This is a genomic window from uncultured Streptococcus sp. (assembly GCF_905372115.1).
Taxonomy (GTDB): Bacteria; Bacillota; Bacilli; order Lactobacillales; family Streptococcaceae; genus Streptococcus.
In genome coordinates this window covers 18,890-44,679 of the sequence record NZ_CAJPNR010000004.1, presented here as the reverse complement: position 1 = coordinate 44,679, position 25,790 = coordinate 18,890, and the positions used below count along the sequence as shown (strand labels likewise).

General features: G+C 45.8%; 22 protein-coding genes. 5 read left to right on the top strand and 17 right to left on the bottom strand.

What is annotated here, in order from left to right:
* The first annotated feature begins 190 nt into the window (after nucleotides 1-190).
* On the top strand, nucleotides 191-1,879 hold the full coding sequence (gene argS / locus QZ169_RS02455; RefSeq protein WP_295504684.1) for an arginine--tRNA ligase: 1,689 nt from the start codon (nucleotides 191-193) through the stop codon (nucleotides 1,877-1,879).
* Between the two features lie 31 nt (nucleotides 1,880-1,910).
* Here the strand turns inward: argS and nrdI are convergent, their stop codons facing one another.
* The 5 genes from nrdI to malQ all read right to left on the bottom strand — a co-directional run bounded on the left by nrdI (nucleotide 1,911) and on the right by malQ (nucleotide 6,964).
* Complete coding sequence (gene nrdI / locus QZ169_RS02450) at nucleotides 1,911-2,399, bottom strand: class Ib ribonucleoside-diphosphate reductase assembly flavoprotein NrdI (protein ID WP_002899301.1); 489 nt, start codon at nucleotides 2,397-2,399, stop codon at nucleotides 1,911-1,913.
* 62 nt (nucleotides 2,400-2,461) lie between these two features.
* A complete protein-coding gene (locus QZ169_RS02445; protein WP_295504682.1) occupies nucleotides 2,462-2,980 on the bottom strand; it encodes a lantibiotic ABC transporter permease in 519 nt (172 codons plus the stop codon).
* A gap of 32 nt (nucleotides 2,981-3,012) precedes the next feature.
* Nucleotides 3,013-3,177, bottom strand: a complete 165-nt coding sequence (locus QZ169_RS02440) for a hypothetical protein (RefSeq protein ID WP_185756487.1) — start codon at nucleotides 3,175-3,177, stop codon at nucleotides 3,013-3,015.
* On the bottom strand, nucleotides 3,159-5,420 hold the full coding sequence (gene glgP / locus QZ169_RS02435; protein WP_295504679.1) for a glycogen/starch/alpha-glucan family phosphorylase: 2,262 nt from the start codon (nucleotides 5,418-5,420) through the stop codon (nucleotides 3,159-3,161). Before glgP ends, QZ169_RS02440 begins: the two co-directional genes overlap by 19 nt.
* Nucleotides 5,421-5,452: 32 nt before the next feature.
* Nucleotides 5,453-6,964, bottom strand: a complete 1,512-nt coding sequence (gene malQ, locus QZ169_RS02430) for a 4-alpha-glucanotransferase (RefSeq protein ID WP_295504677.1) — start codon at nucleotides 6,962-6,964, stop codon at nucleotides 5,453-5,455.
* Between the two features lie 435 nt (nucleotides 6,965-7,399).
* Here malQ and QZ169_RS02425 point away from each other — a divergent pair, with 435 nt between their 5' ends.
* Together QZ169_RS02425 and pulA are read left to right on the top strand one after the other, a co-directional pair.
* A complete protein-coding gene (locus QZ169_RS02425; RefSeq protein ID WP_002899307.1) occupies nucleotides 7,400-8,383 on the top strand; it encodes a LacI family DNA-binding transcriptional regulator in 984 nt (327 codons plus the stop codon).
* Nucleotides 8,384-8,500: 117 nt separating this feature from the next.
* Entirely contained in the window at nucleotides 8,501-10,576 is a 2,076-nt protein-coding gene (gene pulA / locus QZ169_RS02420; RefSeq protein ID WP_295504675.1) for a type I pullulanase, read from the top strand.
* Nucleotides 10,577-10,619: 43 nt separating this feature from the next.
* On the opposite strand, the gene thrC is transcribed toward pulA, so the two are convergent.
* From thrC to QZ169_RS02360, 12 genes are all read right to left on the bottom strand, one after another.
* Complete coding sequence (thrC, locus tag QZ169_RS02415; RefSeq protein ID WP_295504673.1) at nucleotides 10,620-12,104, bottom strand: threonine synthase; 1,485 nt, start codon at nucleotides 12,102-12,104, stop codon at nucleotides 10,620-10,622.
* A gap of 112 nt (nucleotides 12,105-12,216) precedes the next feature.
* Entirely contained in the window at nucleotides 12,217-13,314 is a 1,098-nt protein-coding gene (locus tag QZ169_RS02410; RefSeq protein ID WP_295504670.1) for a LysM domain-containing protein, read from the bottom strand.
* A 552-nt stretch (nucleotides 13,315-13,866) separates the two neighbouring features.
* Nucleotides 13,867-14,490, bottom strand: coding sequence for a V-type ATP synthase subunit D (locus QZ169_RS02405; RefSeq protein ID WP_295504668.1), 624 nt, complete (start codon nucleotides 14,488-14,490; stop codon nucleotides 13,867-13,869).
* Nucleotides 14,487-15,881, bottom strand: coding sequence for a V-type ATP synthase subunit B (locus QZ169_RS02400; RefSeq protein ID WP_002902006.1), 1,395 nt, complete (start codon nucleotides 15,879-15,881; stop codon nucleotides 14,487-14,489). The genes QZ169_RS02405 and QZ169_RS02400 overlap by 4 nt, the downstream gene beginning before the upstream one ends.
* A complete protein-coding gene (locus QZ169_RS02395) occupies nucleotides 15,868-17,658 on the bottom strand; it encodes a V-type ATP synthase subunit A (RefSeq protein WP_295504666.1) in 1,791 nt (596 codons plus the stop codon). Before QZ169_RS02395 ends, QZ169_RS02400 begins: the two co-directional genes overlap by 14 nt.
* Before the next feature lie 164 nt (nucleotides 17,659-17,822).
* On the bottom strand, nucleotides 17,823-18,518 hold the full coding sequence (locus tag QZ169_RS02390; protein WP_295504665.1) for a GNAT family N-acetyltransferase: 696 nt from the start codon (nucleotides 18,516-18,518) through the stop codon (nucleotides 17,823-17,825).
* 7 nt (nucleotides 18,519-18,525) lie between these two features.
* Entirely contained in the window at nucleotides 18,526-18,846 is a 321-nt protein-coding gene (locus tag QZ169_RS02385; protein ID WP_295504660.1) for a V-type ATP synthase subunit F, read from the bottom strand.
* Nucleotides 18,833-19,846: a V-type ATPase subunit gene (locus QZ169_RS02380; RefSeq protein ID WP_295504657.1), complete on the bottom strand. Its 1,014-nt coding sequence runs from the start codon at nucleotides 19,844-19,846 to the stop codon at nucleotides 18,833-18,835. The genes QZ169_RS02385 and QZ169_RS02380 overlap by 14 nt, the downstream gene beginning before the upstream one ends.
* Before the next feature lie 10 nt (nucleotides 19,847-19,856).
* The gene (locus QZ169_RS02375) at nucleotides 19,857-20,447 is read right to left on the bottom strand and encodes a hypothetical protein (protein WP_295504655.1); all 591 of its coding nucleotides are present in this window, start codon (nucleotides 20,445-20,447) and stop codon (nucleotides 19,857-19,859) included.
* Nucleotides 20,448-20,457: 10 nt separating this feature from the next.
* Nucleotides 20,458-20,937: a V-type ATP synthase subunit K gene (locus tag QZ169_RS02370; RefSeq protein WP_002898768.1), complete on the bottom strand. Its 480-nt coding sequence runs from the start codon at nucleotides 20,935-20,937 to the stop codon at nucleotides 20,458-20,460.
* A gap of 132 nt (nucleotides 20,938-21,069) precedes the next feature.
* Nucleotides 21,070-23,025, bottom strand: coding sequence for a V-type ATP synthase subunit I (locus QZ169_RS02365; RefSeq protein WP_295504653.1), 1,956 nt, complete (start codon nucleotides 23,023-23,025; stop codon nucleotides 21,070-21,072).
* Nucleotides 23,015-23,338 carry a hypothetical protein gene (locus QZ169_RS02360; protein WP_002922723.1) on the bottom strand — a complete coding sequence of 108 codons (324 nt, stop codon included), beginning with the start codon at nucleotides 23,336-23,338 and terminating at the stop codon, nucleotides 23,015-23,017. The genes QZ169_RS02365 and QZ169_RS02360 overlap by 11 nt, the downstream gene beginning before the upstream one ends.
* A gap of 414 nt (nucleotides 23,339-23,752) precedes the next feature.
* Between QZ169_RS02360 and QZ169_RS02355 the strand changes: the two genes are divergently transcribed.
* Together QZ169_RS02355 and QZ169_RS02350 are read left to right on the top strand one after the other, a co-directional pair.
* The gene (locus tag QZ169_RS02355; RefSeq protein ID WP_002922724.1) at nucleotides 23,753-24,592 is read left to right on the top strand and encodes a MurR/RpiR family transcriptional regulator; all 840 of its coding nucleotides are present in this window, start codon (nucleotides 23,753-23,755) and stop codon (nucleotides 24,590-24,592) included.
* A gap of 92 nt (nucleotides 24,593-24,684) precedes the next feature.
* Complete coding sequence (locus QZ169_RS02350) at nucleotides 24,685-25,749, top strand: DUF4839 domain-containing protein (protein ID WP_002922725.1); 1,065 nt, start codon at nucleotides 24,685-24,687, stop codon at nucleotides 25,747-25,749.
* The last annotated feature ends 41 nt before the right edge of the window (nucleotides 25,750-25,790 follow it).

Below are 25,790 nucleotides of genomic sequence, written 5' to 3'. Positions count from 1 at the left end.
AACAAAAAAACTTTAACCAAGAGTGTCAGAGAAGGAAGCATTTAGATGGAAAACTCATCTATAAATACAGGTTCTTATCTCTCTTATTATATCAGAAAAATTCCTATTAGCCCAAAAATTATTCCCAAAAAAATTGAAGATTCCTTGAAAAATGTGATAAAATAATAACAAAAGACACAAAGGAGCAAATATGGATAACAAACAGTTGATTGCCGGCGAATTGGCCAAGGTTATTGACAGCCTTGATCAAGACGCTATTTTAAATTTATTGGAGCAGCCAAAGAGCTCTGAACTTGGCGATATCGCCTTCCCAGCCTTTTCTCTGGCAAAGACTGAGCGCAAAGCTCCTCAAATCATCGCTGCTGATATCGCTGAAAAGATTGATACAGCGCATTTTGACAAAGTCGTTGCGACTGGTCCTTATGTCAACTTTTTCCTCAGCAAGGCTGAAATTTCTGGCCAAGTTATCAAAGAAGTCATCAAAGACGGAGCTGACTACGGCCAGCAGAACGAAGGAAATGGAAAAAATGTTACCATTGACCTATCCAGCCCAAACATTGCCAAGCCTTTCTCAGTCGGCCACTTGCGCTCTACTGTTATCGGTGACGCTCTTTCCAACATCTTCCGCAAGATTGGCTACAACACCATTAAAGTCAACCACTTGGGAGACTGGGGCAAACAGTTCGGCCTCCTTATGGTAGCTTATAAGAAGTGGGGAAGCCAGGAAGCTGTTGAAGCTAACCCTATTGACGAGCTCCTCAAACTCTACGTGCGTATCAATGCCGAGATTGAAAACGACCCATCTCTGGATGAAGAAGGCCGCCTTTGGTTCAAGAAGCTGGAAGACGGTGACCCAGAAGCAACTGAGCTCTGGCAATGGTTCCGCGATGAAAGTCTGACAGAATTCAACCGTATCTACGAACTCCTAGGTGTCGAATTTGACAGTCTAAACGGCGAAGCCTTCTACAACGACAAGATGGACGAAGGGATTCAAATCCTTGAAGACAAGGGTCTCCTGCAGGAATCCAAAGGAGCTAGCATTGTAGACTTGGAAGACTTCAACCTTCCGCCTGCTATGATTAAAAAATCAGACGGTGCTACCCTCTACATTACACGTGATATCGCAACAGCCATCTACCGGGCTCGCACTTACAACTTTGTCAAAAATGTCTATGTTGTAGGTCAAGAGCAGGCCAACCACTTCAGACAGCTCAAGGCCGTTCTGAAAAAGATGGGCTTTGACTGGAGCGATGACATGATTCACGTTGACTTCGGACTGGTGACTAAGAACCGTCAAAAATTGTCTACACGTAAAGGAAATATCATCCTTCTCGAACCAACTCTGCTGGAAGCTATCAGCCGGGCTAAGAGTCAGATCGAAGCTAAAAACCCAGATTTGGAAAACAAGGAAGCTGTTGCTCGCGCAGTTGGAGTCGGAGCGGTTAAGTTCTACGACCTCAAAACTGACCGCCGCAATGGTTACGACTTTGATCTGGAAGCTATGGTTTCCTTCGAGGGAGAAACAGGCCCTTACATCCAGTATGCCTATGCTCGTATCCAGTCTATCCTGCGCAAGGCGAACTTCCAGCCAGATGCAGAGGCTACATACAGCCTGAACGATCCAGAAAGCTGGGAAATTATCAAGCTGCTCCAAGACTTCGGTCGTGTTGTCAAGCGTGCTGCTGATAACTATGAGCCATCACTGATTGCCAAATATGCTATCAGCCTGGCCCAAGCCTTTAACAAATACTATGCGCACACACGGATTCTGGATGAAAGCCCTGAGCGCGACAGCCGTCTGGCTCTCAGCTACTCAACAGCTGTTGTCCTCAAAGAAGCTCTGCGTCTGCTGGGAGTAGAAGCACCAGAAAAGATGTAAGCTTGATTTAGAACATCAAAAAACGAAAATCTCACTGGTTTTCGTTTTTTTCAATATGATAGAGCTCCTCAATAATTCCTGCAACCTTCTTAATGTCTCCCAACATGCCGCGCATTTCAAAATCGGCCAAAACCGGAAATCCGAAGCGCTCTGAATATTGCTTGGCTGTCAGACAGTATTGGTTGTTAAAGTTACGATTGCCACTGCCAATGACGCCCAGGCACTTGCTGGCATTCTGACCATAGGCAATAAAGTCCCCCACATCGGTTGTCAGAATTTCTACATCGCCATTGTCCACACCATTGCCGCCCTCCAAATAAGTCGGCAGAAAAGCTACGAAAGGATTGTCCATTTCAAAAAAGGGCTGCCCTTCCTTTACCATGTCTTTGATATGAATCTTCTCCACTTCTAGGCTTGGATGCTGCTCCAGCAAATAGTCTGTCAGCCGACGGACGAAACTCTCTGTATTGCCGCTCAGGCTGATGTAAACCAAGGAAACCTTTGTCATTTTACTCTCCATTCTAAAAAATAACAGATATTGCTTCTTAAAATTGTAAGCACTTATCTGTTATTTGTCAAATCTTATTCGTTCGCAGCTAGTTCCACTTTTTCAGCCTCTTTCTGCTGCTGGACTAGCTTAAAGATGACGATGGAAAGGAAGATTAGGCTAATGACTACTGAAAGGAGGATGGAGAAATTCAACCCCGTCATCTGTGCCGAAAGAAGAGTTGAGTCCGAGAAAGAAGAAGCTATAATTCCCTTTGATACCACATAAGCATAGGCTGTCGAAATCAAACCCACAAGAACATCGGCAATGTAGATAAGATTGGCCTTAAATATATCTTTCCTAAAAAGGAAGAAAAGAGCTACTATTAAGAGAACGATGTGCCCGTAAAAAAAGAAATTATTGGCTAGCGAATTCGCCACTTCTGCACTCTTGCTAAAATAAGTGGCATACTGGGATTTTGCTGGTTCTTCTATCTGCTTAAGAATGCTTTTCACTCCAGCATCCGAAGAAGTGAACTTGCCAAAAAGTCCCCACAAGGTTCCCACGGTTGACAATCCCAGCAAAATATAAAGATAAATTGGTTTCTTTTTCATGAACGCCTCCTGTAAAGAAATATTTTCACTTATTATACACCGAAAAGAAAAAGCTGACAAGACCAAGAGGCTTTCACCTTTTCAGAACCACACACAATAACTAAATCCTTATTCATATCTTCGATTAAAAAATCAAAGCCGAAACACTGCTGTCTCGGCTTTTTTGATTCAAAGAATATTAGCTGTTCAAGTGCCATACTTCTTCTTCATATTGAGCGATAGTACGGTCAGATGAGAAGAAGCCAGCTTTGGCGATATTGACGATGACTTTGTCCATCCAAGCATCGCGGTCTTCGTAGTCAGCCAGCATGCGCTCTTTGACTTGGATATAGTCTTCCAGATCCAGCAAGGTCATGAACCAGTCCTTGCTAATCAGTTCATTGTAAAGACGTTCCAAGCGTTCAGCTTTACCGACTGCCAATACTTCATCGCTGACGATAAAGTCAACCAATGGCTTGATAGCTTCACGTGCATAGTACTCACTAGACTTATAAGCAGATTTTGCGTAGAGGTCAATAACAGTCTCAGAATCTTCACCGAAGATGTAGATGTTGTCTTCGCCGACCAGCTCTGCAATCTCAACGTTCGCTCCATCCATAGTACCAAGAGTCAAAGCACCGTTAAGCATGAACTTCATGTTACCAGTACCAGATGCTTCTTTAGAAGCTAGGGAAATCTGCTCAGAAATGTCACCAGCTGCAATCAAGAAGCTAGACGCTGTAACATTGTAGTTTTCTACCATAACTACTTGCAGGTGTGGAGCCACTTTAGGGTCATTAGCAATCACTTCTGACAAGCAAAGGATGAGGTGGATGATGTCCTGTGCAATCGTGTAAGCAGGAGCAGCCTTACCACCGAAGAAGACAGTGATTGGACGAGCAGGAATGTTGCCAGCCTTGATGTCCAGATACTTGTGGATAACGTACAGAGCGTTCATTTGTTGGCGCTTGTACTCATGAAGACGCTTGATTTGGATATCAAAGATAGATTCTGGATTGATTTCCACACCTTGGGCTTCCTTCAAGTGACGAGCCAATTTACGCTTGTTATGAGCCTTGATGCCTTCCAATTTTTCTTTAACATTTTCAGCGCCAGTGAATTCCAACAAGCCTTCGAGCTTAGTTGCGTCATGGTGCCAGTCGCGGCCCAGCAACTCATCCAGATAATGAGACAGACGTGGGTTCGCATGCATGAGCCAGCGGCGGAAAGTAATACCGTTGGTCTTGTTATTGAATTTTTCAGGGTAGATATCGTAGAAGGCCTTGAGCTCAGAGTTTTTCAGGATTTCTGTATGCAGAGCGGCAACCCCATTGACACTGTATCCGTAGTGGATATCCATGTGAGCCATGTGCACACGGTCGTCCTCATCAATGATTTGCACTGCTGGATCTGCGTATTTAGCTTTCACGCGCTTGTCAAGCTCTTTGATGATTGGCACCAGATGCGGCACTACTTCTTTCAAGAATTCCAAAGGCCATTTTTCAAGAGCTTCTGCCAAAATTGTGTGGTTCGTATAAGCAGTCATCTTCTGTACGATGGCAATTGCTTCATCCAGATCCAAACCACGCTCAGTCAAGAGACGAATCATTTCTGGGATAACCAGAGATGGGTGAGTATCATTGATTTGGATGACAGCGTAGTCTGCCAAGTCGTGCAGGTTGCTGCCTTTTTCAATCGCTTCGTCAATAATCAGCTGAGCACCATTTGAAACCATGAAGTATTGCTGGAAGATACGGAGCAGCTCACCTTGCTTGTCACTATCATCTGGATAGAGGAAGAGGGTCAAGTTGCGAGCGATATCTGTCTTATCAAAGTCAATACCGTCTGTAATGATATCTGCATCCACTGAGTCCAAATCAAAGAGACGAAGACGGTTCTTAGTTTCTGTCTTGTAACCTGGCACATCAATATCATAAAGAGTAGATGTCAGAGTGAAGTGAGCAAATGGCACTTGGTAGCTGCGGCTAGAGCGAACCAACCAGTTTTGCTCAGTCAGCCAGAAGTTAGGAATAGTCGTCTGTTCGTTGTTTTTCAAAACCTGTTGGAAAAGACCAAAGTGGTAGTTCAGTCCTACACCATCACCATTGAGACCAAGTGTCGCAATAGAGTCCAGGAAGCAGGCAGCCAAACGGCCCAAGCCTCCGTTACCCAGAGACGGCTCCAACTCAACTTCTTCTACCTCGATCAAGTCCTTGCCAGCATCTGCCAGTTCTTGCTTCACATCATCGTAAAGTCCAAGGTTGATCAAGTTGTTAGACAAAAGTTTACCAATCAGGAACTCTGCTGAAATATAGTAGAGTTTTTTCTTACCAGTATTAACTGGCTTTTGAGCGCTGGCTAATTTAGTGTAGTTCAAAAGAGCCAGATAAAGTTCTTCGTTGCTGCAATCAGCAAGATTTTTTGAATAAGTATTTTTGATATAAGTTTGTAAGTTTGACATGATTACTCCCTTCAAGTCTAATTAGCTATTCTTTATTTGTTAATTAAATCGGTATTCATACGACGGTAAGTCTTAGTCAAGCTGTAAAGCTCACCTTCGACGATTGGATTCAGCTCTTCAGCTGTCATCCGCCAAGTCCAGTTGCCACCAATTGTGGATGGATAGTTCATCCGTGCTGCACTGTCTAATTCCAGCAGGTCTTGCATGGTCGCAATGGCCATAAAGCTGACTGAAGCAAAGATTGTGCGCAGCATTGCATGAGGTACTGTTTCGTACTCCTTGCGGTTAGTGTACTGTGCCATGTACTGGCGAGTAGCGTCGTCAATCTCATCCTTGTACCAGCCCAAAACAGTATTGTTATCATGGGTTCCTGTATACATGACTGAGTTATTTGGTGCCAGATGCGGACTGTCGATGCTTTCATCATCAGGATTGAAGGCGAATTGCAAAATCTTCATTCCTGGGAAACCAGTGCGCTCGCGCAGCTCGATCACTTCATCCGTCATAAAGCCTAGGTCTTCTGCGATGATATTCAAATCACCCAAGGCTTCCTTAACTGCTGCAAAGAGTTTGTAGTCTGGACCTTTGACCCACTTACCAGTAGCAGATGTTTCTGAGTCAGCAGGAACTTCCCAGTAAGACTCAAAGCCACGGAAGTGGTCGATACGGACAATGTCGTAAATCTTGAAGCTTTCACGCAGACGCTCAATCCACCAAGCATAACCATCCTTATCCATCGCTTCCCAGTCATAGATAGGATTGCCCCAAAGCTGGCCAGTTTCTGAAAATTCATCTGGCGGACAGCCTGCCACACAGGTCGGCTTGCCAACAGCATCTGTCTTAAAGAAGTGAGGCTGTGCCCACACATCAGCACTGTCAGCTGCCACATAGATTGGCATATCACCGACAATCTCGATGTGATGTTCATTAGCATAGGCTTTTAATCTTAACCACTGCTTAAAGAAGAGATACTGGGTCACACGATGATAGGTCAGCTTGTCAGTCAGCTTCTCACGATAAGAAGCGAGGCTAGCAGCCTCACGGCGGCGGATCGCTTCATCCGGCCACTCAGTCCAAGCTAGATTACCAAAATGCTCTTTGATAGCCATGTACTCAGCGAAAACTTCCAACCAAGCTGCATTTTGCTCCACAAAGCTCTCATAGTCAGACAGATCTTCTGCTTTCAAGAAGCGAGCTACTGCTTTTTCCATGATTGGACGGCGAGCATCGAAAATCTTTGCATAATCCACTTTTCTAGGATCATCTCCAAAATCAGCTCCCTTGACATCTGCCTCGTTCAGCAAACCTTCTTCTATCAGAATATCAAAATCGATAAAGTAGGTATTTCCCGCGAAAGCAGAGAAAGACTGATAAGGAGAATCACCATAACTGGTCGTTCCCAGTGGCAAAATCTGCCAATAGCGCTGCTTGGTGCGAACCAAGAAGTCTACAAAATCATAAGCACTTTGGCCAAAAGATCCGATACCGTACTTGCCCGGAAGGGATGAAATGTGCATGAGCACGCCGCTTTGACGTTTTTTCATTTTGTCACCTCGTTATTTTTCCTCTACGCCTTTTCATTTTTACTTAATGCAAACGTTTGCGTCGACTTGATTATAACCTATTTTTTTTTTAAGTGCAAGGGGTTTTTGATATTTTTTTCAATTTACTGGTTAAAGGATATAATGCTCTTTTAGGACTCTCCTACTGCCCCAATTGTTTACCGTTTTTCTCTTCTTGCAAGCGTTCTCTTTTTGTGTTAAAATGTTCTTACAAACAGAAAACGTTTGCGTTTGCGGAGAAACTGCTTCATACTTGCTTTTTTGACCACAATAGTTAAGCAAAATCACTGGCTACGATGGCTATTTTTGGCACAGGTTTGCATGACTCTTAGAAAGCAAGTGCTTCTACTAGTAGATTTAAAATAGTTCATGTTATCGTAAGGATTTCCAGCAAATGCAGGCCTTTAGGAGGTTTTTATGCGAGTTACTATCAAAGAAGTCGCAAAACTAGCAGGCGTATCACCCTCTACCGTGACCCGCGTCGTGCAAAATAAATCAACCATCAGTGAAGAAACTAAAAAACGGGTCCGTGCTGCTATGAAGGAGCTGGACTATCATCCCAACCTCAATGCCAGAAGTCTGGTCAGCCAGTCCAGCCAGGTCATCGGCTTGGTCCTGCCGGACGACTCAGATGTCTTCTATCAAAACCCTTTTTTCCCAACTGTGTTGCGGGGGATTTCTCAGATTGCTTCTGACTATGACTATGCCATCCAGATCAGCACCGGGCAAGATGAAGAGCACCGCTTGGAAAATATGAAGCAGATGATTTTAGGAAAGCGAGTAGACGGACTGATCTTCCTTTATTCTAAGCAGGACGATCCTTTGGTCGACTTTGCAGTCAGAAACAACTTCCCCTTCCTTATCCTTGGGAAAGCTGTCTCACCTTTCATCTCTCTGGTGGACAATGACAATATCAAGGCTGGCTACGACGCGACCAGATACTTCCTTGACAAGGGCTATCGAAAAATCGCCTTTCTGGCCGGGAATAAGGAGTTGGTCGTTTCTCAAGATCGTTACACAGGCTACAAGCAAGCTCTGAATGAAGAAGACCGGCCTTTGGATGAACGTATTATCAAATTTGCCTTCGGTTTCCTTCTGGAAGACAACAGTTACAAGATTATGGAGGAGCTGCCGCTGAATGAGATTGAAGCTATCGTAACCTCTGATACCTTGGTAGCAGAAGGAGCCCTGCACTATCTCAAAGATCAGGACTACCAGATTCCCATTATCACCTTTGATTCTATCAAACCGCGCATTGATGTGGATGCCTATATCGATATCAATGCCCTCGAGCTTGGGAAAGAGTCCTTCCGGACCCTCTTCCAAATCATCAAGGACAATAAAGAAGACAAGCAAATCTGCTATCGCCAGCTGATTCCGCATAGCATCAGCACTCGCTAATCCGAGTGTTTTTGCTCATTCATCAACGATTCACATATCGGCCTTGTCCCAACCAGGGCAGAGCCCTAAACTCAAAACAATTACACGAAGAGAAACTGACAAAGAAAGAGGAAAAACATGGCCTTTCGTATTTTTCAAGCCTATTTAGATGACGAAAATATCATCACCATCGAACTGGAAAAGAGCTTTGAAGCCTACTCCATCCACTTTACACTGGAAGACAAGCACAGCTCCAGCCCTTTAACCATCAAAAACATCAACAATCAGGAAGAACGGATTATCTACACCGTGTCGGCTAATGAGCCCATTGACCTGACGCAGTCCTACAAGGTCTATGACCAAGACCGCAACCATACCGACCTGCAGTACCGCCATATCGTGAAAAAGCCTATTTTCGATGAGATTTTTGACTATGCAGGCGACGATTTAGGAGCTCAGTACAGTCCCCAAGCCACCGACTTCAGACTCTGGGCACCTATTTCTGAAAAAGTCCTCCTGCATCTGAAAGACCAGGTTCACCATCTCAAACGTCTGGATAAGGGCGTCTGGCATACACGTATTGAGGGAGATATAGGGGGAGCCTCTTATTCTTATCTCCATAAGATCAATGGCAAGTGGGTGGAAGTCCATGATCCCTACGCCCTATCCTCAGATGTCAATTCGGGAAACAGCTATGTCATCGATCTAGACAAGATTAAAAAGCCTATCAAACGAGCAAAAACACAGCTGAATCCGACAGAAGCCGTCATTTATGAAATGAGCGTCCGCGATTTTTCTATGCAGAAAGAAGCTGGTTTCTCCTATCCTGGGAAGTTTGCCTCGCTGAGCGAATCTCCAGTCGTTCACGGTCAGAAGTTTGGTCTGGACTATCTGAAAGAGCTAGGTATCAGCCACGTGCAGCTTCTGCCTGTCTACGACTTTGGCAGCGTTGATGAAAAGCATCCAGAGCTCGTCTACAACTGGGGCTACGACCCTGTCCAGTACAATGTCCCAGACGGCAGTTTTGCCAGCGACCCACGAGACCCCTATGCCCGTATCTTAGAGCTGCAGGCAGCCATTACTGCCTACCACAATGCTGATATCAGCGTCATCATGGATGTGGTCTACAATCATGTCTATGATGCCAATAGCTATGCTTTTGAAAAAATAGTGCCCGGCTATTTTTTCCGACTCAATGACATGGGCTACCGGACCAACGGAACCTTCTGTGGTAATGATGTAGCCAGTGAGAAAATCATGGTCCGCCGTTATATCAAGCAATCGGTCAAGCAATGGGTCAGTCTCTATGGCTTTGACGGTTTCCGCTTTGATCTAATGGGGATTTTAGATATCCAAACCATGCAGCAGATAGTCGACGAGCTCAAGGCACTCTATCCTAACATCTATCTCTACGGTGAAGGCTGGCAGATGGATACTGGACTGGCAAGTGAGCGGTTGGCTCATCAGTACAATGCTGCCCAGCTTCCGGATTATGGATTTTTCAGTGACCATTTCCGTGACAGTCTCAAGCAGACCATCGCCCAAGGCCGGCAAATCGAGAGCAAGACTCCTGCCAGTCAGCTTGAAAACGTCCTGACAGCCAATATCGGTCTAAAAGGCGAGCCCCACTTCACAGCGCCCCAGCAGGCCATTAATTATGTCGAGTGCCATGATAATGCAACAGTTTTTGATTACTTTGATATCGTCAATCCTGCTATCACCCTGCGGGATCGGCTGGCCAATTCGCGGCTGGCCCTCCACCTCGTACTACTGGCCCAAGGTGTGCCCTTTATCCATAGCGGTCAGGAATTTTTCCGGACTAAAAATCTGATTGACAACACCTACAATATGCCTGACGAAATCAATAAACTAGACTGGCTGCGCTCCCTACATTACACAGAGGATATTGCTTTTGTTAAACAGCTGATTGCCTTTCGCAGGGCACACCCGCTGCTGCATCTAAAGACCAGCACCGCCATCAAGCAAGCCTGTCAGGTCAACTGGCTGACAGACAGTTTATTGGAGTACAAGATTCAAGACAGCAAAGAAAGTATGACAATCGTCATCAACTTTGGCAACCAAGAGGCTGTCTACGAAAACAAAAACAAGCAGAAGCTACACCTCCAATACCCAGCCATTGATGCCCAAAAACCAATCGCACCGCTAGCTGACAGTTACAACCTAGCTGGCAAGCAGTTGATTGTGTTGAAATAGATTATAAAACATCAGCCAATGAATAAGCTGATGTTTTTGTTTTTTACAACCCCAAATAATCCTCAACCGCTGCCTGCATTTGACCTGCAGCGACCGTCGTTTTATGACGCACTGGGGCTGTTTCTAAACCATCCACAGCTGGTGGAAGGGCTACGCCAGAAAGTTCGTGCAGTTGAGTCAAAGCCTCGAAGTCACTGAGTCCTGTTTGGCCAGTCACAGCCTCAACAGCCACGACTGGGAATTTATATGGACTAGCGGTAGATGCGATAACCGTCTTGCGCTGATCGCCAGTCTCTGCAAGATATTTTTGATAGACAGCAGACGCAACGGCAGTATGAGGGTCTTCGATGTAGTCAGATGCTTGATAGACCCGCTTGATTTCAGCTGCTGTTTCTTGCTCTGTCGCATACTCAGCTGCAAATAGTTCCAAAATCTCAGCATCAAAGTCCGTCAGTTCATACTGTCCATGCTCATTCAGAGCCGCCATCAGGGCAGCTGTTTTCTCAGAGCTGTTACCAGACAGATGGAAAATCAAACGCTCCAAGTTAGAGGAGACCAAAATATCCATGGACGGACTAGACGTCACCTTGAAGCTCCGCTTCTTATCATAAACCTGAGTCTTGAAGAAGTCAGTCAGGACATTGTTTTCATTCGATGCGCAGATCAGCTTGCCAACTGGCAGACCGATTTGCTTGGCATAATAGGCCGCCAAGATATTACCAAAGTTCCCTGTCGGAACAGTAAAGTTGACCTTGTCTCCTGCTGTGATTTCTCCTGTCTTCACTAGCTGAGCATAAGCATAGACATAGTAAACAATCTGCGGCACCAAACGGCCGATATTCATAGAATTAGCTGATGAAAACTGGAGTTTGTGCTCCAAGAGACGAGCTCGTAGATCTGTGTCATTGAACATGTGCTTGACATTGGTCTGAGCATCGTCAAAGTTGCCATCAATGGCCACCACATGCGTATTGGCACCTGTCTGGGTCGTCATTTGCAGCTCTTGGACCTTGCTGACACCATCTTTCGGATAAAAGACGATAATCTCAGTCCCAGGAACATCCGCAAAGCCTGCCATAGCCGCCTTGCCTGTGTCACCAGAAGTTGCCGTCAAAATGACAATTTTGTTTTCCAAGCCATGCTTTTTGGCTGCGGTTGTCATCAAGTGAGGCAGGATGGACAAAGCCATATCCTTGAAGGCAATGGTCGCTCCGTGGAAAAGCTCTAGATTGTACTGACCATCCAGTTTGACCAAGGGAGCAATCACTGCATCATCAAACTTGCTGTCGTAGGCATGGTTGATACAGCGGTCCAGCTCCGCTTCAGAAAAATCATCCAAAAAAGCAGACAAAACCAGCTTGGCTACTTCCTGATAGGAAGCGTCTTTGAGCTTAGCAAAGTCCAAATCGACCTGCGGATAGGTAATGGGCGTAAAGAGACCGCCGTCTGTCGCCAAACCTTGCAGAATCGCCTGACTAGCTGTTACTCTATTCTTTTCGTCGCGTGTTGATTGATAAACTAAGGTCATTCTCTCTCATCCTTTATCTGTAGTTCGCTTTATTATATCAAAATTTATCAGAAAATTCTCGCTTTTTCACAGAGAATATCAGAAAAAGCCCATTTCTGGGCTTGTTTTCATCTTATTCATTCATAGATACGTGAACATGGTCGTAGTGGTTTTCAGTTACGCTGCCACGGTCTGGCATTTGGTTCCAAGTATTAGCTGGTCCATAAATGCTTTCAAATGGTGCATAGAACTGTTGCTGCCAGATAACGTAAGAGATTCCTCTTTCAGTCATGTTAGAAGTAACATCGGCTGCAACCTGGTTTCCTAATTCAGTATTCTCACCAACGATAAAGTCAGCTGCCAAGCCTTTACCATGGTCACCACTATCACCTGGGCGGTAAAGACTAAATTCTGTAATTCCATATTTAGCTGCTATCTCTTCTTTCAGAGCTGCAGTTTGTGGCTGAAGACCCTCATTAGCAGGATTGTTAGTTGTCACGCTAGCAGCGTCTGTTACAGCTGGAGCATTGTAAGTTGTTGGCTCAACAGCGGCAGTTGCTTGACTAACTTGGTCTTGGCCTAATTCAGTCACTTCTGGAGCTGCCTCTGCTGGTGCTTCTGGACTTGCAGCAACTACTGGTTGTGGAGCTGCCTCTACTGGAGCTGCTGCATTTTCTTCCGCAGCTGGCGCTGCTTCACTTGCAACTTCTGCTACTGGGGCAGGAGCTTCTTCAACAGGTGCTGGTGCTTGGTCTGCTGGAGCTGCAACAGCTTCCTCAACAGCCGGAGCTGGAGTTTCTGCTGCTTGAGCCGGTGCCGCTGGAGCGGCTTGTTCAGTACCAAAAATCTCGCTAGCCGTATAATCTTCCGTTACCAATCCTGCATTATTTCCTGCTTGGTAGCTTTGGATTTCTACAGAGGTAATTTCGTTATGTCCATTTGTTGTAATAGTCAAAACAGTACCTGGGAAAATCAAGTCAGCATTGGCAATTTGGTTGATTTTAGCCAAGTCAACAAGATCAATGTTCATCGCTTGAGCGATATTTCCCAAAGTGTCTCCATATTGAACAGTGTAAGTTTGTTGGTTTTCATTACTCGTAATATCCGCTTTAATTTGCTCAACTGTTCTGGCAGTCCAGTTTTGTGGCTGCTCCTCAGCTTTTGTTGTAAACAAAGGCAATGCTGACAAAGCAACAGTTGAAGCCAAAAGTAATTTCTTATTCATTTTCATATGCAAAATGCACCTTCCTAATCATTCATGATACGAAAACCATCTTACCATAAATCTTCTAAGAAAAAAGCCTTTTTCGACCTATTTAACAGAACTGTCTGCCCCCTGTAATATGGAGATTTGTTTGTAACATATAAATATTTGTAAAAAGAAAAAGAACCCCATTTAGAGAGGTTCTGTTTTTTCTTTTGGACTTATTTGAATTTTTTCTACTCTGGTGAACTGAACCCGACCTAAGCTCTTGGCAAAAAGATAAAATCTCCTAGAAGCCATCGCTTCTTTGTCTATTTTTGCTGTGAATATATCTATTCCGTCTAGGTTAGCCTAGCTAAATCGAGCTACGGCTAAAAACTCGGAAAAAAGAGAACTGGCTCAGATTCATCGAATCCTTCGTCCAGTTCCTATTTTTTATCAGTTTTCTTTGATTTTTTTATATTCTGCTAAATTGAACCCGACCTAAGCTCTGGACAAAAAAGATAAAATCTCCTAGAGGCTAACGCCTCTTCGTCTATTTTCCTATTTTTGCTGTGAACTCTTAACGGTCTTGGTATCTTATTTCACCTTCATCATTCGGACGAGGCTGGCCCGTTCGGCTTCTTCCAGCTTCATCTCGATGTAGTAGATGGTTTCTTTGAGGTCAGGGATGGTAGCATACTCTAGTCCATTGACCCGACGGCGTGTTTTCTCGATTTCATCCGCCATGAGCTGGCAACTTTTCTCAATTTCAGCCAGTCGCAGCAGGTCAGGAAGCAGATCGCTCATACTTTCAATGGTTTCATCCATTTGGCTGTTAGATGCCACATAGCTATACACCACGTCTCCCTCGTCATCACCGTAGGGATTGTCAATATGGGCGTGCATCTTGGGCACGCGCACACTCATGATATTCTCTGTTTCCACATGCAGATTGACTTCCCGCATGGGCACAGCAAAGATTTCCTCGACCATGAAGTCGCTCTCCAGCGCCTTGGCCATGACAAAATCCTGCAGGTGACCGACCAGAGCGGATTCGACCTTTTGGCGAAGCTGATTATTCTCACGAACAGACTCAATGAAGCGCCGCATCAGCTCATCCCGCTTGTCCTTGAGCAATTTATGCCCACGGACAGCCGTTTTGAGACGGGCTTTTAAGTTATTCAGCTCCATCCGAGTCGGCTTGACATTGAGTCGCGTCATCTTTCTTCCTCCTTGGTCTGCGGCAGGTATTGGTCAATCATATCGTCCTTGATCCGCTTAAGCTCTGTTCTTGGTAGGATGGAAAGGAGTTCCCAACCCAGATCCAAGCTTTCCTCAATGGTTCGGTTGGTCTGGAAACCTTGATTGATGTACTCCTGCTCGAAGCGGTCAGTAAAGCGAACATAGAGCTTGTCCGTCTCGGACAGGGCGGATTCTCCCAGAACGACTGCCAATTCCTTAGCCTGCTTGCCTTGGGCATAGGCGGCAAATAGCTGGTTCATGGTTGCAGCATGGTCACCTCTGGTCTTGCCCTCACCTGAACCCTTGTCCTTGAGACGAGACAGAGATGGCAGGACATTGATGGGCGGACGATAGCCACTATTGTAAAGGTCGCGTGAAAGGATAATCTGACCTTCCGTAATATAGCCCGTCAAATCCGGAATCGGATGGGTAATATCATCCTCTGGCATGGACAGGATTGGAATCTGAGTCACTGAGCCTTTCTTGCCGACCAGACGTCCAGCCCGCTCATAGAGGGTGGACAGGTTAGTATAGAGGTAACCCGGATACCCACGACGGCCCGGCACCTCACGACGAGCTGCGGAAACTTCCCGCAGGGCTTCACAGTAATTGGTCATGTCAGTCATGATAACCAGAACGTGCATATCCTTTTCATAAGCCAGGTACTCAGCTGCTGTCAGGGCAATCCGCGGCGTCGCAATCCGCTCGATAGCTGGATCATTAGCCAGATTGATAAAGAGCACCGAGCGGTCAATTGCTCCTGTCTCCCGGAGGTCATTCATGAAGAACTCGGCTTCTTCAAAGGTAATCCCCATGGCCGCAAAGACTACGGCGAAGTTTTCATCAGAGTTGAGCACCGTTGCCTGACGGGCGATTTGAGCGGCTAATTCCTTGTGGGGCAGACCAGAGCCAGAAAATACTGGCAGTTTCTGTCCCCGAACCAAGGTATTAAGGTGGTCGATGGCCGAAATTCCAGTCTGAATAAACTCATCCGGATAGTCGCGAGCTACTGGATTGATGGCTTGACCGTCAATATCCAGATATTTTTCTGGCAAGATAGCTGGGCCGCCATCAATTGGCTTGCCCATGCCATTGAAAATCCGTCCCACCATGTCTTCTGACACTGGCAGCTCTAGCGGACGGCCGGTAAAGCGGACCTTGGCTTTTTCCAGATTGATACCGCTAGATCCCTCAAAAAGCTGGACCATAGCCTTGTCTTCTTGGACTTCCAAGACCTGCCCTTGACGCTTGCTGCCGTCATGCAGCTGGATTTCTACCAATTCATTGAAATGCACGCCAGCAACTTGGTCGACAATCATCAGAGGGCCGACAACTTCACTGACGGTGCGGTATTCTTTAATGACGCTCATTGTCTAGTCCTCCTTGGGCAAGAATCTGGTGCAGAGTTTCCTCGATAGTCTGACTGAGGGCCTGGATTTTTTCCAACTGGTCTTCGTGGATAAACTTACTGCGGGCAATTCGGTCACACAGCTCCACCGTTCCTTCCATGATTTCCCGGAAATAAGCCCCCAGCTCCAAGGCACGATTGGCCTCCGCATCAAAGGTTAGGATATTGCTCAATAAAGCTACCTGTTTTTTGAAAGAAGTATAGGTGTCCACATCATCAAAGGCATTCTGCTGCAGATAGTCCTCGCGGATCATCTTGGCTGCATTCATGGTCAGCCTATCCTTTTCAGACAAGGAATCCAAGCCCACCAAACGCACGATTTCCTGCAACTCACTTTCCTTTTGCAGAATATTCATGGCCTTGGTCACCTTTTCCGCCCAAGCAATCTTCTCATGCTGGTCGATATATGCTCCCACTTCGTCTAGGTAGAGTGAGTAAGAGCTCAACCAGTTGATAGCTGGGAAATGCCGACGTTGAGCCAACTGGGCATCCAAGCCCCAGAAGACCTTGACAATCCGCAGGGTATTTTGCGTCACTGGCTCAGAAATATCTCCACCCGGAGGTGATACGGCCCCTATAGCAGTTATAGAGCCTTCGCGCGCAGTTGAACCGAGCGTCTTGACCCGGCCAGCCCGCTCGTAATACTCAGCAATCCGGCTGCCAAGATAGGCAGGATAGCCTTCGTCGCCTGGCATTTCTTCCAGACGGCCGGACATTTCCCGCAGAGCTTCTGCCCAGCGAGAGGTGGAGTCCGCCATGATGGCAACGGAATAACCCATGTCACGGAAGTATTCTGCTATCGTAATCCCTGTGTAAATCGATGCTTCCCGAGCCGCCACCGGCATATTGGAGGTGTTGGCAATCAGCACCGTCCGCTGCATGATGGACTGGCCAGTTGCTGGGTCAATTAGTTCTGGAAATTCATTAAGCACGTCGGTCATCTCATTGCCACGCTCACCGCAGCCGACATAGATAACGATGTCAACATTGGCAAACTTGGCCACCTGGTGCTGGACGACAGTCTTACCAGCCCCGAATGGTCCTGGTACGGCTGCTGCTCCGCCCTTGGTTACTGGGAAGAAGGTATCGATGACCCGCTGACCAGTCACCAAAGGCTCAACTGGAATCAGCTTCTGAGCAAAAGGACGCCCACGACGGACCGGCCATTTTTGCATGAGAGTCCCTTTAAAGACAGAACCGTCCGCCTGCTCAATCTCGTAAACAGTCTCTTCAACAGTGAAACTGCCAGCTGAAATATTGACCAAGCGTCCACTGACGCCGACCGGCACCATGATGCGGTGCTCCACCAGATTGGTCTCCTGCACCGTTCCCAGAATATCGCCAGCCTCAACTGTATCTCCGACAGACAGACCTGGAACGAAATCCCACTTAGCCTCTCGGTCTAGATTTGGCAGTTGGACACCACGGACGAGGAAGTCGCTCTCCGTGATGGTCTGGAAACGCTCCAAAGGCCGCTGAATCCCGTCAAACATCTGAGAAATCAGACCTGGACCCAGTTCAACGGACAGAGGGCTTCCAGTTGTGATGACCGGCTCTCCCGGACCCAAGCCAGAAGTTTCTTCATAAACCTGAATAGAGGCTTGGTCCCGCCGCATTTCGATAATTTCACCGATTAGCCCCAAATCGCCAACTCGGCAGATATCCTGAATATTCGCTTCCTGCATCCCTGATGCCAGCACCAGAGGACCAGAAACTTTGATAATCTTTCCTTGACTCACAATCTTCCTCCATTCTTGGGAGATTTTTGTTCCTTCTCAATGAAAATCAAAGAGCAAACTAAGTAACAGTTTGAATTCCATTTCCAAAGAGTGTTTTTTGATCCTTGCCGCGAGCTTGAAATCCTTCTTAGCTAACTCTAGGGCAAGGATTGTTTCTTTTTATTTTAAAAATCAGATAAGGCTTTTATTTGCTGACCATTTTCGTCGAAATTGTCTGGGCTTAGCCATTTTTCTAGACGGCTCTTGACGGCCGGCCAATCCTTGTCAATCATAGACAGCCAGTCCGTGTCTCGGTTGCGCCCCTTATAGACTACCGCCTGACGAAACCTGCCTTCATAGGTGAAACCAAGCCGCTCTGCTGCCCGTCTTGAAGGCTGATTGAGGGCATCGCATTTCCATTCGTAGCGGCGATACTCCAGCTCTTCAAAGACATAGCGTGCCAGCAAGTACTGAGCTTCAGTAGCCAGTCTGGTGCGTTTCAGCTTGGGCGAATAGGTCACAGCACCCACTTCGATAACGCGGTTATTTCGGTCAATCCTCATCAAGGCAAAAGTTCCCAGAGCCTTACCGCTCTCCTTGTCCAAAATGGCATAGTGGAAACGATCCTGTGCTGCCAGCATCTGTTCTAGCAACTTGGACCATTCTTCCTGACTTTGGACAGGATTTTGAAAGAGATAGGTCCACATATCTGCAGGAGAATCCGGGCCATACACTTCGTATAAATCGGCCCCATGCTCGTCCTTGGACAAACGCTCGATAATAACATACTGGCCTTCGATTCGCTCCAGTTTGGGCAAGTCCCCCGGCTGAAAATCCGGCAGAGCATCCCCAATGGATTGGCCTAGTTCATTGATTCGCATAAAAACCTCACAATATATCTTGTCCGACAGCCTTTTCGACATTTTCATGAATCCGCGAAAGAGCCAGTCCCGTGCTCCCCTTATGGGTAGGAATGAGCACAAGAGCAGGAACCTCCAGCTGGTCATAGTAGGCCAGGGTTTCTGGAATATCCGCAGCCATATCCTCCGTCAGATAGATAATGCCGAAATCTTCGCGGGCTAGCCGACGCAGGGTATTGACCGTCTCCTGAGCTTCCTTCACTGGAAAGGTCTGAAAACCAATCAGCTTAAATGGAAGAATGGTATCGCGATTCCCCACGACAGCAATCTTGTAGCTAGTCTTGTCCATAAATCGGTCGCATCCTTTCTCTGATAAGCTCTACTGGCAGCTGATTGTCCATGCCGGTCAAAATCAACCGCAGATTCTTGACTTCCAGCTCCTTGCCCAGCAGATAGCGGGCCAGAGGGAGCGGTCCATCTGTCTCAAACTGACCAGCCGCCAGCAACTTAGCCTGCAAGAGGTCCGCTAGATATTCTAACTCTACTGTCGTCAAGGTCTGGTTCCGCATTTTTTCCTCATTGGAGCGCAGTTCCAAATCGTAACCACAGGGATTGATCTGGCTAAACCAAGTCAAGAAATCCCCCTGCTCTGCCATGGCAATCCAGTTGGCAGCAGAAAGACTTCCCTCATCAGACAAGAGCTGCCTCATAAAGCTGCGCGGTTTGTCCAAGACAACAGCCCGCTTGACGGTGATGGCATTGTAAAAATCAATAGTCAGATTCACCAGCTGCAGCAGGCTCTCATCTTCCAACTCCTGTGTCAGGCGCTTGAGATGCTGGAAATAAGCCATATCCATGCCAATCTCCAGCACGCGCACATCCTGATAATCCTGATATTCCTGCCAGGTCGCAAGCACCTCGTCCAGCATGAAATCTGGACAATACTCAGCCGAAAAGGCCATGACCAAGTGCTCCAAAACCTCCAGCGAATAGGTCCCCACCGGCATCAGCAAATGCTCCAAGGACTGACCTGTCGCCCGACCCTTGAGAAAGACTTTGAGATTGTGGTAGGTATAGCGGAGCGTGAAAATCTCCACCAGCTCTTTACTAGGACTAATCTCAAGCGCCCAATTATAAACGGAATACAAATGCTTCATCAGTACTTGCTCAATGGCATTGAGATCCTTGATTGCTTCAGCATCCATGGCGTAAACCGTCCCCTGCAGAAGAGCCGAACGACTGGCAGGATCGTCAGCCTGCAGCAACTGATCATATTGCTGGGGCGTCAAAAAGGAAGCCTCCTGCACACTAATGGCTGTATTGACTTGAGAGAAGCTTGTTTCACTCATGGTCCGCCTCCTATTCTGCCTGGTCTTTGAAAATATCCTGAGCCAGACGGTAGCTTTCCTCCTGCCAGACAGAGTCCAGCAAGTCACGATAGAGATAGCTGTCATCCACCCGTCCCTGGCTTAGTACAAAACCTGCCTGGCCGACTATGGACTGGTCTGAAAAAGACACTTTTGGAAAGGCTTTTTTCAAGCCTTCTAACTGGCTGAAGCTGAATTTCTCAGCAGACAGAGCACCGAAAACCAGCGTCAACTCTTCCTCTGGATATTTAGCCAGGACACTCTTTAGAAAATGTTCCTCTTCATCTGATGACCAAGCCGCCATCTGAGCATAAGCCTCTTCAAAAAGTTCTCTGAGAACCCGCTGCTTGATAACCAAAGTAGACTGGCGCTTTTGATTTTCCAACTGCTGAATATCGCGCTGACTGCGCCGGCTGATTTCTTTCAGCTGCTGCTCCCGCTGTCCAAGCTTTTGCCGAACCAGCTTGGCCTCACGTTCCTTGGCTTCCTGCTCTATTTTCTCAGTAGCCTCAGCCAAAAGCAGACGCCCCTTCTCGTGAGCCTGCTCCAAGACAGAAGCTTTGAGATCTGATATGTCAGACATAAAAGCCTCCTTACTTCACATTCAGAACCATGATGAAGGATACAACGAAGGCCAAGATGGCGTAGGTTTCAACCATGGCCGCTAGGATAACCCCTTTCATGACCTCTTCCGGACGCTTGGCCAAAATCTGAATACCAGCTGTCGCCACTCGTCCTTGATGCTTGGCTGAAAAGTATCCTACGATGGCAACTGGCAGAGCTGCTAGGAAATAAGCTACGCCTGATTGCAGAGCCAATTCTGGCTTGATATTAAAGAAGACGGTAATCCCGATAACAAAGCCATAGAGACCTTGAGTACCTGGCAAAAGCTGCAAGATTAGAGCTTGAGCGAATTTTTCCGGTTGCTCTTTCAAGAGGGCTGCCGCTGCCTGACCGGTACTTCCAACACCTAGAGCAGAGCCCATTCCGCTGAGAAAGACCGCCAAAGCTACTCCCAGACCTGCAAAAAAGGCGCCACCGTAAGTTCCAAAATATGATGCTAAATGTTCCATGATTTACTCCTATGAAAATGCTGTAATCGTCGTAAAACCAACAGCTAGTTGAATGAATGTTGCTTGTTTTGATGTTGTAGAAACTGTATTTCTTAAGATGGGCTTCTCATCTCTTACCATAGTTTCTAATCTTTATTTCTTGCTTTGCTGAACGTATTTCTGACTAGGCTTGAGCGGAGTGAAAGGCTTGCCGCCACCATCGTAAAATTTCCCGAAGAATTCCACGAAAATCAAACGCGCTCCGTGCACATAACCGGACAGAAAAGATAGAAACATATTGACCAAATGCAGGGCAATAAAGAGCAGAATGCCAATGCTAAAGCGAGCGACAGGTGGAAAGAGGCTGACAATCAAGTTAAAAGCCGAGCCAATGCTGGCTCCCGAAAGCCCCAGAGCCATCAGCCGCGTAAAGCTGACAAGGTCTCCTACATAGCTGCTGACATTGTAGAGATTAAAGAGACCTGACCCTAATCCTGCCAAGCTCTTAGCACTGACAATGGATACTGCCAGTATACCCAGAGCATTGATGATGGCCAGCCACTGACCAATCGTTGCCGCAAAAGCCAAGGATGGGAAGAAATTCCCCAAGGCCAAGAGCAGCAGTCCTAGCAAAATCAACACCCAAGCAAAGCCTGCATTGTATGCTTCTGCATAATCCTTGAGGCGGATATTTTTCAAACCACTGAGGAAGAGGCCAGCCAGCACTGTAACAAAGCCAAAGACGACCGAAATAACCAGAATCGTCATGGCGTCGGAACTGGTGCTAATGAGAGCGAAAGGCAGTTCAAAGCCAAAGAAAGAACCATAAACCAGTCCCCAGATGATGACTGCCACACCCAGCAGGCGGAAGAATCGCAGATTCTTAGCCAGTCCCGGCTTGACATGCAAGAAGTGCAGCGCCAGGCTAGTGCCCACAAAGAGTAAGAGGCCGTAGCCAATGTCGGCAACCATCATGCCAAAGAATACAAAATAAAATAGGGAAACGACGGGGGTTGGATCCTTATCACCATACTTAGGCAAGGAATACATCTCCGTCACTAGCTCGAAGGGCTCCACCAAGACATTGTTTTTAAGTTTGGTCGGAACCTTATCTTCCTCGTCCTGTCGAATTTCTCTGGTCTGGATGAGAATGCTCTGACCAAACTGCTCCTTCAAGCAAGCCTCAAGAGCTTGAACCTGATTGCTTTCGATCCAGCCTTCCAAGGCTGCCAGATTTTGCGTGCTGGCTAACTGATTTTTACTTTCTTGGCGAGAGGAGAGATTGCAGAGATAGTCCAGCTGAACCTTGAGTTGATCCAGTTCATTCTTGGAAGCTGCCAGACTCTTGGTCATAACATCTGCCACCGCCTCCTGCTGTCGAATATTGGCCTTGAGCTGGGCTACCCGCTCAGCAGGTAGCTCCTCACGGTCATACTCAAAAGGCTTAAAGCCATACTCTTTCAAGATTTTGCGTACTTCTTCCAGAGAGCCTGTCTTGTAAAAAATAAGAACCCCATGCTCCGTATCATCGGTAAAGACTTCCTGAAACTTCAGGTCAGGATGTGCTCCCAGAGCCAAGCGCAGAGCATCGTCGTCGGTATTAGGAATCGTCCCAATCAAAGCTCCCAGATGGCTGAAAGTCGCAGCTGCTTGCGGTGTTAGCTCCAGTGGCTCCCACTTCTCCAGCGCAGCCACTTCTAAGCGATCAGCTTCTATCTGACCCTTGGCCTCTTGCAAGACCTTGAGCTGCTTGCTGATTCCTTCCAGCAGTGCCTCCTCATCTCGGGCCTTCCCTGCCTGCTCCAAAGCAGCAAAGGACAGCTCCAAAGGCTCTTCTTTTAAGGATTCCAGCAGTTTCTTTTTGGGCATAAAAGACTCTAGCTCTGCAATTAGCCTCTCGAGCTTTTCCTGACGACTGAGCAAATCCTGCTGAGATAGCTGCTGATCCGGTCGGCCGACTAAAGTCTGCTCAAAGGCTGCCTGCCAGTCCTCTTCCTGCCGCAAGTCATGAATCTGAACCGACTCTAAACCCTGTAGGTAAAAGAGAAGCTGATCCAGCAGTTCCTTGGGCAGAAGCAGAGACAACTGCCGCATTTGACTAATGGCCATAGGCTTCTACCACCTTCTCTACAATGACTCGCGCCAAGTCTGCTTTCTTATCTGTCAGCGCAGCCGCAACCTTGTCCTCATTCTGCTGGGTTGTCTGCTCCAAGTCTTGCTGCAGGTGCACCAACTTTTGCTGAGAAGTCGCGGTTAATTCCTCAGCCAGCTTCTGCGTTTCATCGTCATAAGTCAGACCTAGCTGTCTGAGATTTTCATCTACCTGCTGTCGCAGCTCCTGAGCCTGTGTCCTGTAGCCCATCAAAACTTCTTCTGCAGCAGTTTCAATTTCCTGCATTTTTTCAAGTGTTTCATTGGCCATCTATTCACCCCCTCGTTTTCAAAAACCTTCGAAAACGGATTTTAAAATCTGCATTCCTGGCTGACTGTCCAACCATCTGGCAAACTCATCTTCTGGAATACAGCTTCGTACTTGCATAAATTATAACATATTTTCAGAAAAACAGTCAGAGATTGCTAAACATCTATCTCAAACTGATAGGAAAAGCCCATATAGATTTGATTCATTTCAATACTTACAAATCAGTCTCAGCTGTACACTCTTGATAAGTTTCAGTCTTGCAAACGGTTTATTTGTCTATAACTATGTTATAATATAAACAAATTCTAAGACAAATATAGAATGGCAGAATAGTAAAAGTGGCTTCAAATGTACCTTCCAGCCAGAACAGCCCTAAACTTTTAATAAACATTATCCCATGAAGAAAGTGATTTTATGAGTCAGCAAAATATCTTGGCTATCATTGAGAGCCATCTTGACAAGATGACCGACTTGGAACAGAGGATTGGTCACTATTTTTTGAATCCAAATAGTATTCAAGAGGATTTACCCTCTTTGCAAGTCGCTCAAACCTTGCACATTTCTCAAGCAGCCTTGACCCGTTTCGCCAAAAAATGTGGCTTTAAAGGTTATCGGGAATTTAGCTTTCAATATTTACAGGACCTACAAAAGTCGCAAATCGAGGCGGATAATATGCAAAGCAGCTTATCCCGTCATGTCTTGTACAACTACAATCAAATCCACCAGCAGACAAAAGAACTGATAGATGAGGAAAAGCTGAAGCGAGTGGCTCAAATCATAGAAGAGGCCGACCGTGTTTATTTCTTTGGAACAGGGAGCTCAGGCTTAGTAGCACGTGATATGAAGCTGCGCTTCATGAGACTGGGAGTCGTTTGTGAAGCCCTAACCGACCAAGATGGCTTCGCTTGGACAACTAGTATTCTGGACAAGAACTGCCTCGTTATCGGATTTTCTCTATCCGGACAGACCCAGTCCATCATTGACAGCTTGATTGACGCTAAAAATATGGGAGCAAAAACCATCTTGGTGACTGGACAACCTGAAAAGATTCAAGAAGACTTCACTGAAGTCGTTCCTGTTGCCCTTCAAAGCAAGCCTGAGTTTATCCTACGGATTTCCGCACAATTCCCCATGCTTCTCATGATTGACCTCATCTATGCCTTTTTCCTCGAGATTAACCGCGAGAAGAAAGAAAGAATCTTTAACAGCTTTTGGGAGAATCAGAAATTGAATGGTTATTATCGGAGAAGATAACAAGAAAATAAATATTGAAATAATTTTACAAATTATATTATTGTCCTACTTGTTATGTTATACTCTAACTAAAAGGTTAAAAGGAGCTTATTATGAAAAAATTAGGAATTTATCTTTCTTGCGGTTTATTATTAACTTCATTACAAACTGCTTATGTTGTCAACGCGAATTCTACGGATTCCATTAAGGTAACTATTTCCAGTAAAGAAGCTAAATATCAAGAATATCAAAACGTTATCAAAAAGTTAAACGATGCAGGTTTTACTAATATAAAAACCAATGAAATTAAGGATTTACCACTCGGAGTTTTTACTAAAGAAGGGGACATTGAAAATGGTGATGTTGAAGAAGTTAAAATTGACGGAAAAACAAAATTCAACAGTAGTGATAAATTTCGAAAGGATTCCTTAATTACTATCTCATATCACTCTTTTGCTTCCAACGAAGCGGATGAGAATTTAATTAGTCTCCCCTTTTCTTCTAAAGAAATTTCAAAACAAAATTATAAAGATATTGTTAAAAAACTGAAAAAAGCTGGATTCACTAACATAAAAACTGAAAAAATTGATGATTTGGTATTTGGGTGGTTAAAAAAAGATGGAACAATTGATCAAGTTAAAGTAGATGGAATAACAGATTTCAAGAAAAATGAAAAAATTAATAAAGATACTGAAATAATTGTTTCTTACCACACTTTTCCTGAACAGACAACTGAAGAAAAATCACCTGTGAGTGATGTTGAAAATTCCAGTGCAGCCGCTTCAACTGAAAAGAACATACAAAACTCTAGTTCTTCTACTCAAGAAGTAATAACTACCGAAAACAATGCCGAATTTGCATCCATTCTACAAACTGATGAAGAGGGAAAAATAAAAGAATTTACAAAGAAATATTCTGGGAAAGTTGTTGAATTTGATGGATATATCGCGGACATCCAACGCCTTACGAATACAAAATATAATGCTGATGTACTGATTTATGCAGGCGATACAGGAGCACTCACAGGTCCAGCTTTCCAACTTCATAGAGTTAGTCTTACCAATCTATCTAAACAAGGAGTCACTGGAATAAATCAAAATGTCCATATTAAAGCTACAATTGTTCCTAGAGATAATTATTTATTTGGCCTTGACCCTATTGAAGTGAAACCCCGATAGACTTCAACCTACTACCGCCGCAATACCCACAAACGATAAAA

Excerpts from the sequence above, each read along its gene's own strand:
- argS (WP_295504684.1), top strand. The coding sequence starts at position 191 with ATGGATAACAAACAGTTGATTGCCGGCGAATTGGCCAAGGTTATTGAC.
- nrdI (WP_002899301.1), bottom strand. The coding sequence starts at position 2,399 with ATGGAGAGTAAAATGACAAAGGTTTCCTTGGTTTACATCAGCCTGAGC.
- QZ169_RS02445 (WP_295504682.1), bottom strand. The coding sequence starts at position 2,980 with ATGAAAAAGAAACCAATTTATCTTTATATTTTGCTGGGATTGTCAACC.
- QZ169_RS02440 (WP_185756487.1), bottom strand. The coding sequence starts at position 3,177 with ATGGCACTTGAACAGCTAATATTCTTTGAATCAAAAAAGCCGAGACAG.
- glgP (WP_295504679.1), bottom strand. The coding sequence starts at position 5,420 with ATGTCAAACTTACAAACTTATATCAAAAATACTTATTCAAAAAATCTT.
- malQ (WP_295504677.1), bottom strand. The coding sequence starts at position 6,964 with ATGAAAAAACGTCAAAGCGGCGTGCTCATGCACATTTCATCCCTTCCG.
- QZ169_RS02425 (WP_002899307.1), top strand. The coding sequence starts at position 7,400 with ATGCGAGTTACTATCAAAGAAGTCGCAAAACTAGCAGGCGTATCACCC.
- pulA (WP_295504675.1), top strand. The coding sequence starts at position 8,501 with ATGGCCTTTCGTATTTTTCAAGCCTATTTAGATGACGAAAATATCATC.
- thrC (WP_295504673.1), bottom strand. The coding sequence starts at position 12,104 with ATGACCTTAGTTTATCAATCAACACGCGACGAAAAGAATAGAGTAACA.
- QZ169_RS02410 (WP_295504670.1), bottom strand. The coding sequence starts at position 13,314 with ATGAAAATGAATAAGAAATTACTTTTGGCTTCAACTGTTGCTTTGTCA.
- QZ169_RS02405 (WP_295504668.1), bottom strand. The coding sequence starts at position 14,490 with ATGACGCGACTCAATGTCAAGCCGACTCGGATGGAGCTGAATAACTTA.
- QZ169_RS02400 (WP_002902006.1), bottom strand. The coding sequence starts at position 15,881 with ATGAGCGTCATTAAAGAATACCGCACCGTCAGTGAAGTTGTCGGCCCT.
- QZ169_RS02390 (WP_295504665.1), bottom strand. The coding sequence starts at position 18,518 with ATGCGAATCAATGAACTAGGCCAATCCATTGGGGATGCTCTGCCGGAT.
- QZ169_RS02385 (WP_295504660.1), bottom strand. The coding sequence starts at position 18,846 with ATGGACAAGACTAGCTACAAGATTGCTGTCGTGGGGAATCGCGATACC.
- QZ169_RS02380 (WP_295504657.1), bottom strand. The coding sequence starts at position 19,846 with ATGAGTGAAACAAGCTTCTCTCAAGTCAATACAGCCATTAGTGTGCAG.
- QZ169_RS02375 (WP_295504655.1), bottom strand. The coding sequence starts at position 20,447 with ATGTCTGACATATCAGATCTCAAAGCTTCTGTCTTGGAGCAGGCTCAC.
- QZ169_RS02370 (WP_002898768.1), bottom strand. The coding sequence starts at position 20,937 with ATGGAACATTTAGCATCATATTTTGGAACTTACGGTGGCGCCTTTTTT.
- QZ169_RS02365 (WP_295504653.1), bottom strand. The coding sequence starts at position 23,025 with ATGGCCATTAGTCAAATGCGGCAGTTGTCTCTGCTTCTGCCCAAGGAA.
- QZ169_RS02360 (WP_002922723.1), bottom strand. The coding sequence starts at position 23,338 with ATGGCCAATGAAACACTTGAAAAAATGCAGGAAATTGAAACTGCTGCA.
- QZ169_RS02355 (WP_002922724.1), top strand. The coding sequence starts at position 23,753 with ATGAGTCAGCAAAATATCTTGGCTATCATTGAGAGCCATCTTGACAAG.
- QZ169_RS02350 (WP_002922725.1), top strand. The coding sequence starts at position 24,685 with ATGAAAAAATTAGGAATTTATCTTTCTTGCGGTTTATTATTAACTTCA.